General features: G+C 69.8%; 12 protein-coding genes. 6 read left to right on the top strand and 6 right to left on the bottom strand.

Features of this window, described 5'->3' with window-relative positions; genetic code table 11:
• Window positions 1-159: 159 nt before the first annotated feature.
• The 3 genes from I53_RS03130 to I53_RS03140 all read right to left on the bottom strand — a co-directional run bounded on the left by I53_RS03130 (window position 160) and on the right by I53_RS03140 (window position 2956).
• A complete protein-coding gene (locus I53_RS03130) occupies window positions 160-1245 on the bottom strand; it encodes a YeiH family protein (RefSeq protein WP_085987615.1) in 1086 nt (361 codons plus the stop codon).
• Window positions 1246-1253: 8 nt separating this feature from the next.
• Complete coding sequence (locus tag I53_RS03135; protein ID WP_148291057.1) at window positions 1254-1586, bottom strand: hypothetical protein; 333 nt, start codon at window positions 1584-1586, stop codon at window positions 1254-1256.
• Between the two features lie 62 nt (window positions 1587-1648).
• The gene (locus I53_RS03140; protein WP_043346575.1) at window positions 1649-2956 is read right to left on the bottom strand and encodes an MFS transporter; all 1308 of its coding nucleotides are present in this window, start codon (window positions 2954-2956) and stop codon (window positions 1649-1651) included.
• A gap of 280 nt (window positions 2957-3236) precedes the next feature.
• Between I53_RS03140 and I53_RS03145 the strand changes: the two genes are divergently transcribed.
• The 6 genes from I53_RS03145 to I53_RS03170 are packed head-to-tail and all read left to right on the top strand — an operon-like array spanning window position 3237 to window position 9054.
• A complete protein-coding gene (locus tag I53_RS03145) occupies window positions 3237-4052 on the top strand; it encodes an IclR family transcriptional regulator (RefSeq protein WP_043346578.1) in 816 nt (271 codons plus the stop codon).
• Between the two features lie 15 nt (window positions 4053-4067).
• A complete protein-coding gene (locus I53_RS03150; protein ID WP_043346580.1) occupies window positions 4068-5225 on the top strand; it encodes a CaiB/BaiF CoA-transferase family protein in 1158 nt (385 codons plus the stop codon).
• A 10-nt stretch (window positions 5226-5235) separates the two neighbouring features.
• Window positions 5236-5952, top strand: coding sequence for an enoyl-CoA hydratase/isomerase family protein (locus tag I53_RS03155; protein WP_043346583.1), 717 nt, complete (start codon window positions 5236-5238; stop codon window positions 5950-5952).
• 25 nt (window positions 5953-5977) lie between these two features.
• Window positions 5978-6805, top strand: coding sequence for a CoA transferase (locus I53_RS03160; RefSeq protein WP_043346586.1), 828 nt, complete (start codon window positions 5978-5980; stop codon window positions 6803-6805).
• Complete coding sequence (locus I53_RS03165) at window positions 6798-7553, top strand: CoA-transferase subunit beta (protein ID WP_043346590.1); 756 nt, start codon at window positions 6798-6800, stop codon at window positions 7551-7553. The genes I53_RS03160 and I53_RS03165 overlap by 8 nt, the downstream gene beginning before the upstream one ends.
• A gap of 37 nt (window positions 7554-7590) precedes the next feature.
• Complete coding sequence (locus tag I53_RS03170; RefSeq protein WP_043346593.1) at window positions 7591-9054, top strand: class I adenylate-forming enzyme family protein; 1464 nt, start codon at window positions 7591-7593, stop codon at window positions 9052-9054.
• 72 nt (window positions 9055-9126) lie between these two features.
• On the opposite strand, the gene I53_RS03175 is transcribed toward I53_RS03170, so the two are convergent.
• The 3 genes from I53_RS03175 to I53_RS03185 form a co-directional block, all read right to left on the bottom strand.
• Entirely contained in the window at window positions 9127-10320 is a 1194-nt protein-coding gene (locus tag I53_RS03175) for a YbfB/YjiJ family MFS transporter (protein ID WP_210161558.1), read from the bottom strand.
• Between the two features lie 19 nt (window positions 10321-10339).
• Complete coding sequence (locus I53_RS03180; RefSeq protein WP_043346595.1) at window positions 10340-11494, bottom strand: LLM class flavin-dependent oxidoreductase; 1155 nt, start codon at window positions 11492-11494, stop codon at window positions 10340-10342.
• A 29-nt stretch (window positions 11495-11523) separates the two neighbouring features.
• Window positions 11524-12152: MFS transporter (locus tag I53_RS03185; RefSeq protein ID WP_148291058.1), on the bottom strand; the 629-nt coding region annotated here is incomplete at its 5' end.

Consider the following 12152-nt stretch of genomic DNA (forward strand, 5'->3'; position numbering starts at 1 on the left):
GCAGATCCGGCCGGCCGCTACACGCCGATATCGGCCGCGCAGCCGAAGATGTCGGCGCTCTGGACGCAGATCTTACAAAGTCGTGGCGAGGACTGTGTTGCGAGCAGATCCGTCGCAGAAATCGCGCGTGAAATTCATCGCCTTCGGTTGTCGGCCGGATCAGCCGACCCCGAGGCCGCGGATGAGCAGGACGGCGATGGCCAGGAGCACGAGGAGCGAGGCGGTAACCCCGAGCGTCACCCGGCCGCCGACCTGGGCCAGGATGCGCACATCGACGCCCAGGCCCAAGGCGGCCATCGAGACGATCGTGAGGAAGCCGGCGATCCGTGAGAGCGGCTGCAGCCAGTCCTCCGGGATGAAGCCGAGCGCACGCAGCGTGGCGAGCGCCAGGAAGCCCAGGATGAACCAGGGCACCAGCTTGAAGAAGCCGAGCCGGCCCGGAGCACCGGCCTTTGCCCCCTCCGCGGGCATGCGCGGCGCGATCAGCGACAGGACCACCACGACGGGTCCGAGCATCAGCACCCGCACCAGCTTGACCAGCGTGCCCACCTGCGTCGCGAGCGCGCCCACCGGCACGGTCGCGGCCAGCACCTGTGGGACTGCGTAGACCGTAAGCCCCGCCAGCACGCCGTACTGATGTTCACCGAATCCGGCGAGCGGTACGAACAGCGGCAAGCCGAGCACCATCAGGACGCCCAGCACGGCCGTGAACGCGATGGCGGCTGCCACGTCCCGGCTGTCGGCGCCGATGACGGGCGCCACCGCGGCGATGGCCGAGTTCCCGCAGATGGCATTGCCGCAGGCGATCAGCAGCGCCATGCGCACCGGCAGGCCCAGAGCGCGGCAGATGGCGCAACTCACCAGGATGGTGAGCGCCACTGCGCCGACGATGCCGGCCAAAAGCGCCGGGCCCGACGCAACGATGGCCCCGAGACTCACCGAGGCTCCGAGCAGGACGACGGCCACCTCCAGCACCTGCTTGGCCGAGAAGGCGATTCCGGCCTTGAAGCGCGCTCCCGGCACCCAGGCGGTGCGCAGGGCCGTCCCGAGCAGGATGGCGAGCACCAGGGCCTCGACATAGGGGTGGCCGGTCAGGTGCTCCTCGCCGGCCTGCAGCGCCTGCGCCATGACGGTCAGGATGAGGCACAGGAAAAGCCCCGGCATCAGCCGGCCCGCTGCACCGGCCTGAAAGGATCTGCCGGCTCGGACCGCGGGCACACTGTCTGGTGCGACGCGATTGGCCATCCTGGCGGTCATGGCATCACCTTCCTGTCCGGCTCTCTAATGGTTGCGCCGAGACATGCGGCGCTGGCCTTGGCCTGCCGCCCCTCGATCATCGCCTGGTCGACCACCTGCTTGAGCGGCATGCCGATCCACCCTGCGCAGCCCGTCGCGCGCGCGTCGGATCCGGCAAACGGCGTCACCCGTTGCGGCAGGCGCAGGGGCATCTGCCGGAGCGGGCGCTTGCCCAGATACGCCACCCGCGGACGCTGCCCGGTGCCGAAGGTCGGCGACGCGGAGTAGGCCGCCCCGCTGCGAAGCGGCGCGACGACCCGGCCGCCCGCGCCGAGGGCCGACGTCGTCAAACGACTTCGCCTGCCCATCACGGTTCGCATCCCTCCCGGGGGCGCACCGTTCCGATCCGCGCTCAGGCCGGCGTGACGGCCGCCGTCCCGCGTCGCGCGATGTCGGCGTTGCGATAGAGCGTCAGCGTACCCACGATCGAGAACAGCGCCGCGCAGGCGAGCCAGAGGCCCGGCATGGCACGGTTCCCCGTTTCGTGGATCAGATAGGTACAGACCGCCGGTGTGAATCCGCCGAAGATCGCCTGCGCGAGACTGTAGGCCAGCGAGAAGCCGGTGGCGCGCACCTCGGCCGGCATGATCTCGGTCAACGTGACGACCATCACGCCCTGATAGCCACCGTAGAGGAACGACATCCACATCAGGGCGGCCAGAAGCCGGCCGAAGGACGGGTCCGACACGAGCCACGCCATAACCGGGTAGGCCGTGAGGCCGATCAGCACCGAGAAGGTCAGCAGCACCGGCAGGCGTCCCACGCGGTCCGACACCGCCCCCATGACGGGAACCCAGATGAAATTCGCGATGCCGACGCAGACGGTGACGACGAAGCTGTCATGGGCGCTCAAGCCGAGCACCTGACGCGCATAGGTCGGTGTATAAGCCGTGATCATGTAGAAGAATACGCTCGTCAGCGTGACGAGCAGCACGGCCCTGAGAACGATGGCCCAGTTCTGGAGGAGAGACCGGTAAATCTCGCCGAGTGTCGCGCGGCGATGCTTGGCCCGCTGCGCGAAATCGGCGCTCTCCTGCATCGAGCGCCGGATCCAGAACAGGACCGGAATGATCAGGCAGCCGATCAGGAACGGGATGCGCCAGCCCCAGGCGAGCATCTGCTCCTCGGAGAGGAAACCGCGCAGGGACACGCCGATGATGGCGGCGAAGACCACGGCGACCTGCTGGCTGGCCGATTGCCAGCTCACGTAGAAGCCACGGTTGCCCGGCGTGGCGATCTCGGACAGGTAGACCGACACGCCGCCCGATTCCGCGCCAGCGGAGAAACCTTGCAGCAGGCGGCCGATCAGGACGAGAATGGGCGCGGCGATGCCGATCGAGGCGTAGGTCGGCGTGAAGGCGATCAGGGCGACGCCGATCGACATGATGGCGAGGCTCATGACCAAGCCGGCCCGTCGGCCGTGCCGGTCGATATAGGCGCCCAGCACGATGGCGCCGAGCGGGCGCATCAGGAAACCGATCCCGAAGGTGGCCAGCGACAGCATCAACGAGACGTACTCGTTGTCGTTGGGAAAGACCGCTTTCGCCACGGCAGCCGCATAGAAGCCGTAGACCATGAAATCGTACATCTCGAGGAAGTTGCCGCTGACGACGCGGAAGACATCCTTCTTGGAAGGTGGGCGTTGGGCCGAGGCGTCCATGGTTTCTCTCCCGTCAGCGGAGCGGTCACTTCCGCAGAAGTCTACCGCTGGTTCGAGAAGCGACGCAGGTTGTTCTATTATTTAGAACGCCGTCTCATAATCTATTAGGCTATGAAGGTCGTTGGCCGCCGTCAACGTCGAATCTGTCGCTCGTGCGATCATCGGACCGACTGTTCGGGGGCAAGCACTTACATTCCGCAGCAATCCGGAAGCACGCCCTTGACGGGTCCGGATGCGAGGCGATAGCGTTTAGCAGAACGCTGTATCAGATATTAGAACGATGGACAGCACACTCCTCAAAGGACTGACGCTTCTGGAGCACCTCGCCGGAAGCGAGGCGCCCCGTGGCGTCAGCGAACTGGCGCGCGCCCTGAACCTCACGAAGAGCAATGTGCACCGCACGCTGCAGACCCTGGTGGCCGCCGGCTACGTGCACGCCAACCCGGGCGGCACCTACGCCTGCACCCTGAAGCTGTTCGAACTCGCCAGCCCGGTGGTGGCGCGGATCGACGTCCGGCAGGTCGCGGAGCCCTTCATGCGGGTCCTGGCCGAGCAGACGCAGGAGACGATCCACCTGTCGCTGCTCGACAGGGCTGACGTCATCTACCTGCACAAGATCGAGAGCCCGCAGCCGGTCCGCGCCTACTCGTCGATCGGTGGCCGCGCCCCGGCCTACTGCGTGGCCTCCGGCAAGGCGCTGCTGGCTTACCAGGAAGAGGCGCTGGCCCATCTGCCGGAGGCGCTCCCGCTTCACACGCCGCGCACGATCCCGACGCTGGACCTCCTGCGGCGGGAGCTGGAACAGGTCCGGATCCAGGGCTTTGCGGTCAATCGCGGGGAGTGGCGCGAAGGCGTCTGCGGGCTCGCCGCCATCGTTCACGATGCCATGGGCCGTCCCGTGGCCGCGATCGGCATCTCCGGTCCGGCCGACCGCCTGAACCCGACGGCTCTGCGCCGCTTCAGCGACGTCGTTGTCGACGCGGCGCGCAGCCTGTCGCGTGCCCTCGGCTACAACCCCATCACCGTCTCATCCCATCCGGCGCCGCGCCACGCCCGAGGCCTCGCGCCCGAGCCTGCGTCGGCGACGGTTGTCTGATCGAGGAGTAGGCCCGTGCGACCGCTGTCCGGTATCCGCGTGATCGAGTTCTGCAGTGTTGCGGCCGGGCCATTCTGCGCCATGCTGCTCGCCGACATGGGGGCCGACGTCGTCAAGGTCGAGAACCCGGACGGCGGCGACACGATGCGGGCTTGGCCACCCCTCAACGAGGGCTTCAGCGAGAACTTCGCCTCGCTGAACCGCAACAAGCGCTCCGTGACGCTGGACCTCAAGGATCCGGCCGACAAGGCGCGGGCCCTTGAGCTCATTTCCTCCGCCGACGTGGTGCTGGAGAATAACCGCCCCGGCGTGATGAAGCGGCTCGGCCTCGATTACACCAGCGTCAGCGCCGGGCGGCCGAGCCTCGTCTACTGCTCGATCTCGGCTTTCGGCCAGGAGGGACCGCGCTCGTCCGAGGCCGGGTTCGACCTGACGCTCCAGGCGATGAGCGGCGTGATGAGCGTCACGGGCGAGCCCGGTGCGCCGCCGGTGAAGTGCGGCGTGCCGATCTCGGATTTCGGCACCGGGCTCTACGCGGCCTACGCGATCGCGGCGGCGCTGCTCCAGGTGCGGGCGGGCGGCACCGGCGTGCACATCGACGCCTCGATGTTCGGGGCCTCCCTGGCGATGGCAGCCCTCCAGACCAGCGAGTATTTCGGCAGCGGCCGCGACCCGAAGCGGCTGGGCTCGGCCCACCCGCGCAACGCGCCCTATCAGGCCTTCCGCGCCAAGGACGGCTACTTCGCCATGGCGGCGGGCAACAACGCCCTTTACCGCGCCGCCTGCGCGGCGATCGGGCGGAGCGATCTCGCCGAGGACCCGCGCTTTGCCACCACCGCCCTGCGGGCGCAGAACCAGAAGGACCTCCTCGGGATCCTAGAGCGCGACTTCGCCGACCGCACCTGCGCCGACCTGCTCGCCCGGTTCCGCGCCGCGGGCGTGCCCTGCGCGCCGATCAACGGCTACGCCGACGCGCTCGCCGATCCGCAGGTCGAGCACATGGGCTGGGTCCAGCCGCTCACCCTGCCGTCCGGGTCCGAGACACGCACCTTCGTGTCGCCGCTGAAATTCTCCGGCGAGGGCTTCCCGATCTACCGGGAGCCGCCGGCGCTCGGCCAGCACAACGCCGAGCTGTTCGGCGACGGCGCACCGGCCCGCGCCCGCACGGCTTAAGGGCGGCGTTATGGACGAACTCCTGAAGGCGCGCAGCGGCGAGACGCTGACCCTGACGCTCAATCGCCCCGACAAGATGAACGCCCTGTCGGCCGCCCTGGTCGATGCGCTCCTCGACGCCGTGGGAGAGGCGGCCGGCGACGGGACCCGGCTCCTCGTGCTCAAGGGAGCGGGCCGGAACTTCAGCGCCGGATTCGATTTCGGCGGCTACGAGGATCAGTCGGAGGGCGACCTGCTGCTCCGCTTCGTGCGGATCGAGATGCTTCTCCAGGCGCTCGCCCACGCGCCCTTCGACACCCTGGCGCTGGCGCACGGGCGGAATTTCGGCGCCGGGGTCGATGTGGTCTGCGCCTGCGGCCGGCGGGTCGGCGATCCGGCCGCCACCTTCCGCATGCCGGGTCTGTCTTTCGGGCTGGTGCTCGGCACGCGGCGCTACGCTGATCGCGTCGGGGGCTCCAAGGCCCGGCTCGTTCTGCAGGAGGGCCGGGTGTTCGATGCCCCGGAGGCCCTGTCCGATGGTTTCCTCACCGCTATCGCGGCGACCGAGTCCTGGTCCGACACCGTCGCGGCCGCGTCGGAGGCGGCGACGCGGCTGTCCCCCTGGGCCGGCGCTGCCCTCAACCGCGCTGCCGCCCGCGACACCCGCGCGGACGACCTCGCCGATCTCGTCGCCTCGGCCGCGCGCCCGGGTCTCAAGGACCGCATCCGCGCCTACCGCGCGGCCTGACACGTTTCCGACCGGAGGACGCCCCGTGAGCGCCGGACCTCAGAAAATCATCCCCCTCGCGGATCTCGCCGCCCGGGTGCCGGACGGAAGCTCCCTCGCGCTGGGCGGCAGCTTCCTGCATCGCGGCCCCTTCGCGTTCGTGCGCGAGCTGATCCGTCAGGGACGTCGCGACCTCGAGGTCGTCAAGCAATCGCCGGGCTACGACATCGACATCCTGTGCCGCGCCGGCGCCCTGTCCCGGGCCAGGGCCGGCATCGTCGCCATGGAGGGCAATTTCGGCCTTGCCCCCTGGTACCGCCGCGCAATCGAATCCGGCGCCGTCCGCCTGGAGGAGCATGCCTGCGCCAGCCTGACCGCGGGCCTGCGGGCGGCGGCCTTCGGCGTGCCGTTCATGCCCTGCGGCGGCATCCACGGCTCGGACTTGGCCGCCCTGAACGGCTGGAAGACGATCCAGGATCCCTATGGCAGCGGCGAGGCGGTCTACGCCATCCCGCGGATCCAGCCGGACTTCGCGGTGATCCAGGCCAACGAGGTCAGCGAGTCGGGAGACGTGCGCGTCTTCGGGACTTCCCACTGGGACCGGATCATGAGCCGCTCGGCCAAGCGCGTGCTCGTGGTGGCTGAGCGGATCGCGCCGGACGCCTCCTTCCGCGACCAGCCCGAACTGACGCTGGTTCCCCACTTCCTCGTCGAGGCGGTGAGCATCGTGCCGAACGGGGCGTGGCCCGGTTCGCTCTGGCCGGATTACGCGATCGATTACCCGGCCGTGGAGGCCTACATGACCGACGCCCCGGGCGTGCTCGCCGACCACCTCGCCGCCGGTCCCGAAGCGCGGGAGGTCGCCCATGTCTGAGGCGGCGTCCAACGTGACCGGGACTTGGTCGGGCTTCTCCTACATCGTCACGAACCTCGCCCGGTTCGTGCGGCCGAACGAGATCACCTTCAGCGGCGTGAACTCGGCCCTGCCGATGCTGGCCTGTCTCCTGGCCAAGCAGGCCTATCCCTTCGCGTTCACCTACATCAACGTCGCCGGTGGGGTCGATCCGAACCCGTCGGAGGTGCCGATCTCCTCCTCCGACCCCGTGCTCGCCGAGGGCTCGCGGGCGATCTTCGCCAACGAGGATTTCTACGATCTCTGCACCCGCGGCCTGATGGACCTGTGCTTCCTGGGCGCCGCCCAGGTCGATGGCCTTGGCCGCACGAACGTCTCCTGCATCGGCGACTGGCACGCCCCGCGGGTGCGGTTGCCGGGCGGCGGTGGGGGGGCCGTGATGCTGCCCACCGCCCGCCGGGCGGTCACATGGCGCACGGAGCATTCCCGGCGCACCCTGGTGGAGACCCTCGACTTCGTCACCGCGGCCGGCGGCATGCACGGCGTGGTCACGCCGATCGCCGTCTTCACGAAGCGCGAGGGCCGGCTCGCGCTGGCCTCCTGGCATCCGGAGGCGAGCCTCGACGAGGTCCGCGACCGTACCGGCTTCGCCTTCTCGGCGGAGGATGCCGGGCCGACGCCGCCGCCGACCCCGGAGGAGCGGGCGGCGCTGGCTTCCCTCGACCCGGCGGGCCGTTTCGCGGTCGATGCGGGCATCCGCCTGCGCTGAAGCGCGGGACAGACCAAGGGAAGAGGAGATCGCCGCCATGCCGGACTCGCTCAGCGCGCGGCTGCGCGCGGCCATCGCGCATCACGCCGAGGCGGGCCGCACGGCCCTCGCGGCCCCGGACCCCATCACCTACGCCGATCTCGGGGCACGCATCGACGCCGCCGCGGGGGCGGTCCGGGACTGGGGCGTCGAGAAAGGCGACCGGGTCGGGCTGATCGCACCCAAGAGCGCGGCGGCCATCGCGACCTATTTCGGGGCCCTGCAGGCCGGCGCCTGCGTCTGCTTCCTCGAGCCCGGGCTCGCGCCGGAGGTTGTGGCCGAACAGGCGGCTCTTGTCGGCATGCGGCACCTCATCGTCGCGGAGGCCTACGCGGCGCAGGGGACCGGGCATGCCCTGGCCGGCCTGGACGTCCGGGCGCTTGACGGTTTCAGCCGCGGGGCAGCCTTCGCGGCCGAGATCGGCCCGCGGGACGAAGCCATGCTGCTTTTCACCTCGGGGAGCACCGGGCGGCCGAAGGGCGTGCTGCTGCGCCACGAAGGGCTCATCTGCAACGCCACAGGCGTGCTCCGCCACACGGGGACGGGGCCCGAAGACCGGCTTCTCCACGTCATGCCGCTCCACCACACGAACGGCGTCAACAATCAGCTGATCGTGCCGCTGCTGGCCGGGGCCGAGATCGTGCTGATGGAGCGCTTCCAGGCCGAGGCCGCCCTCGACCATCTGCGCACCGGCGGCATCACCTACATGACAGGGGTGCCGACGATCTACGCGCGGATGCTGCCCCTGCTGCGCCAGAGCGAGCGCTTCCCGGGCCTGCGCTTCCTGCGCTGCGGCTCGGCGCCGATCACGCCGACCCTGCACCGGCAGATCGAGGACGCCTTCGGCGTGCCGCTCCTCGTCTCCTACGGCCTGTCGGAGGCAACCTGCACCTCGACCATGAATCCGCCAGGCCGGCGCCGCATCGGCACGATCGGAACCGTGCTGGAGGGGCAGAATGTCGGCCTGTTCGATCCCGTTACGGGTCGCCCGGTCGAGACCGGTCGGGAGGGGGAGATCCGCATCTCCGGCCCCGCCCTGATGGCCGGCTATCTCGGGAGCACGGACCAGCCGATCGTGGATGGCTGGCTGCGCACGGGCGATCTCGGCCGCTTCGATTCCGACGGCTTCCTGTCCATCACCGGGCGCATCAAGGACGTGATCATTCGCGGTGGCGAGAACATCTCGCCCGCGCTGATCGAGCGACAGCTCGCCGCCCATCCCGCCATCCGCGATTGCTGCGTGGTCGGCGCTCCCGACGCGGATCTCGGCGAGGTGCCGGTGGCCTTCGTGGTGCTGCGGGAGGGCCAGGGCCTCGACGAGCCGGGCCTCAAGGATTTCGTGCGCGGCTCCCTCGCGCGGATCTATGTGCCGGCGCAGATCCACAAGCTCGATGTGCTGCCGGTCAATGGCGTCGGGAAGACCGATCGCAAGGCGCTGCGCAGCCTGCTGGCCGTTCCTTGATCCGCGCACGCAGGTGACGGTCCTCTCCTGGGCATCACGGCGCCCCCGCCGCCGGGTGGGCACCGCCGGCCTTCAGGCCGCCGCGTCGGCGGCCGGCAACGATAGGACCAGGGCCGCGGCGATCAGGAGCGCGGCCGCCGCGGCGAGGGACGGCACGGTGAAGCTTCCGGTCGCATCGGCTAAGACGCCCGCCGCTACGGGACCGATGACCTGCCCGGTCCCGAATGCCGCCATCATCACCGCGACGATCCGCTGACGATTTCCGGCATGCAGCCGCCGCGCCCCGTCGATGCCGAGCGACGTCAGGGCCACGAACGTCCCGCCGAGGGCGACGGCCGCGTAGAGGATGGCCGGCACATGGGCCGCCAGGACGCTGGCCATCACCCCCGACGCCTCGACGAGGCACGCGAGGGCGAAGCTGGTCTGAAAGCCCAAGCGCCGCTCGACCCAGCCCCAGATCGCGACGGACGGCGCCGCGGCGAGACCGACGCAGAGCCAGACATAGGCCTCGGCCGTCGCGAGTTGCGGCAACGTCCGGACGATCGCGACCAGGAAGGTGGCGGTGATCACGTAACCGAAGCCGAACAGACCGTAGGCGATCACGAGCCGGGCGATCGACGCGGAGGTCGCGGTCCCCGCCTGCGCCCGGGAGGCGGCCGGGGCGGATCCCTGGAGTAGCCAGAAGATCGGTCCCGCGAGCCCCAGGGCCAGCACGCCGCTGATTATCCAGAGGGCACGCCACTCACATCCGGCCTCCTGCGCGATGGACACGACCGCCGCGGACAGCGCGATCCCGCTCCCGACACCGGCGTAATGGAGCGCGGCCAGATCGGAGCGCCCGGTCCGCGTCAGCCGGTCCATGACCAGGGCCGTGGCGAGGACGAAGCCGAGGGCGCTCGCCGCGCCGCCGACGAAGCGCAGGGCGACGAAGGCGGCGAGCGTCGAACACGCGCTCATGGCGACGAGCGTGGCGACGCAGGTCCCCAGGGCGCCGGCGAGCCAGAGCCGGCGTCCCCGGAGCAGAAGCGGGTGCGCCGAGGCCAGGGCGCCGGCGAGGTAGCCGGCGAAGTTGGCGGAGCCGATCAGGCCCGTTTCTGCCCGGGTGAGGCCGAGCCCGTCCGCCATGGCGGGCAGGATCGGCGTGTAGACGAAGCGACCGATGCCGATCGCGACGGCGAGCGCGAGGAAGCCGGCGGCAAGGGCCGGGAACGGCAGCCGGCCTCCTGCCTCCCCCGCGGCCGGGACAGGCGCAGCGGCGCCGCTCACCGGCACCGACCGCCGCAGTTCATGTCCGCAGACCCGCCTGCTTCATCATCGGGATGACCGCCTCGCCGAAATAGGCGAGGTCCGGCAGGTAGTCGAAGAAGTTGACCTGGACGCCGTCGCAGCCGGCCGCCTGCAGCTTCACGAAGCCTTCGACGATCTGCTCGGGCGTGCCGACAAGGTGCACGTTTCCGCCGATCACCCACTGGGCGCGGCTGTGACCGCGCCAGGACTTGGTGTCCCCACCCACGAAGGTCTGGACGAAGTTGTCGGCCGCGACGGGATCCTCGTGCTCCAGGATGCGGCGGTAGGCCTCCTGCGCCTCCTTTTCGGTGGGGCGGCAGATCACGTGGGGGTTGATGATCGTCTTGACCTGCCGACCCAAGGAGGCGGCGAGGTCCTTGATCCGGGCATTGACCGGCGGCAGGGTCTCGTAGGCCTTGGCGGGCTCGGCGCCGCCGGGGCTCGTGATGAAGATCAGGTCCGAGTGCTTGGCCGCGTAGGCCAGCCCGGCGCCGGACGAGGCCGCGTTGACCAGGAAGGGCCGGCGGGGCCCCGGGCGCGGCGCCAGGAAGGCGTTCTCGGTCTTCCACCAGCGCCCCGCGAAGGTCAGGTTCTCGTCCTCGGCCCAGAGGCGCTCCAGGAGCGTCGTGAACTCGTCGGCCATGTCGTAGCGCAGGTCGTGCTCGATCATGTCGAGGCCGAACATCCGGTACTCGCTCGGCTTGTAGCCCGTGACGACGTTCACGCCCCAGCGGCCGCCGCTGATGTGATCGAGCGCGGCCCCGAACTTCGCGAGATGCAGGGGGTGCCACGCGTAGAGGATGTGCACCGTGTTGATGAGGACGATCCGCTTCGTCATCGCCGCCAGCGCGGTGTTGACGATGATCGGATCGAGCTCGTGCTCGCGGAAATGCATCTCGCCGCCGTAGCCGCCCTTGCCCATCCACTGGGCGAGGCCGAAGGCGAGGTCGAAGCCGAGATCCTCGGCCTGCCGCGTACACTGGGCGAGGTAGTCGAAGGTCCAGGAGGTCGAGCGCGGGGCCCGCGACGGGCTCCAGGCGCCCTCCTGCATCGGCAGGAACAGCCCGAGGATGAGCTTGTTCGGCGCGAGGCGCTCCAGGGGCGAGACCGGCGCGTCGTGGGCGTGCGGCGTGAGGGGGTTCTGCGTGAGCATGCTCGTCACCTTCACGGGTCAGGCGGTGGTCAGGAGAGCGTGGGCTTGGCGCTGGACGCGACGAGGGGTTGGCCAGCGTCCGGATCGGGCGCGCACGGCGCGACCGAGATGTAGTCCTCCTGCGAGCGGTCCTTGAGGAGCGCCGCCGAGATCAGGCTGATCGCCGCGATGATCGCGAGGTAGCAGCTGATCGCCGTGGAGGTGCCGTAGGTGTGCATCAGCCACGTCGCGATGATCGGCGCCGGGCCGCCCGAGGTGAGGGAGGCGAGCTGGTAGCCGATCGAGGCGCCGCTGTAGCGCACGTTCGGCGGGAAGCTCTCGGCGATGAAGGCGGCCTGCGGCCCGTACTGCATGTCGTGGACGACGAGAGAGGCGACCACCGTCAGGGCGATCACGGCCGGGATCGCGCTGTTGATCAACCAGTAATAGGGGAAGGCGAAGACCAGCATCGTGAAGGCGCCGATCAGGTACATCCGCTTCCCGCCGATGCGGTCCGACAGGTAGCCGAACAGCGGCGTCGTGATCAGCGAGGTTGCGGCGGCCGCCAGCACGCAGTTGAACAGGAACGACCGTTCGAGCTTCANCACGCCGGTGCCGTAGGAGAACAAGTAGGTGGTGAAGAAGAAGAACGGGCCCTGCTGTCCGGGCGGATCAGGCA

Origin of the sequence: Methylobacterium sp. B1 (assembly GCF_000333255.1) — a bacterium.
In the GTDB taxonomy this organism is placed as follows: domain Bacteria; phylum Pseudomonadota; class Alphaproteobacteria; order Rhizobiales; family Beijerinckiaceae; genus Methylobacterium; species Methylobacterium fujisawaense.

Coding starts and splice junctions, on each gene's coding strand:
- I53_RS03130 (WP_085987615.1), bottom strand. CDS start 1,245: ATGGCCAATCGCGTCGCACCAGACAGTGTGCCCGCGGTCCGAGCCGGC.
- I53_RS03170 (WP_043346593.1), top strand. CDS start 7,591: ATGCCGGACTCGCTCAGCGCGCGGCTGCGCGCGGCCATCGCGCATCAC.
- I53_RS03145 (WP_043346578.1), top strand. CDS start 3,237: ATGGACAGCACACTCCTCAAAGGACTGACGCTTCTGGAGCACCTCGCC.
- I53_RS03155 (WP_043346583.1), top strand. CDS start 5,236: ATGGACGAACTCCTGAAGGCGCGCAGCGGCGAGACGCTGACCCTGACG.
- I53_RS03180 (WP_043346595.1), bottom strand. CDS start 11,494: ATGCTCACGCAGAACCCCCTCACGCCGCACGCCCACGACGCGCCGGTC.
- I53_RS03140 (WP_043346575.1), bottom strand. CDS start 2,956: ATGGACGCCTCGGCCCAACGCCCACCTTCCAAGAAGGATGTCTTCCGC.
- I53_RS03165 (WP_043346590.1), top strand. CDS start 6,798: ATGTCTGAGGCGGCGTCCAACGTGACCGGGACTTGGTCGGGCTTCTCC.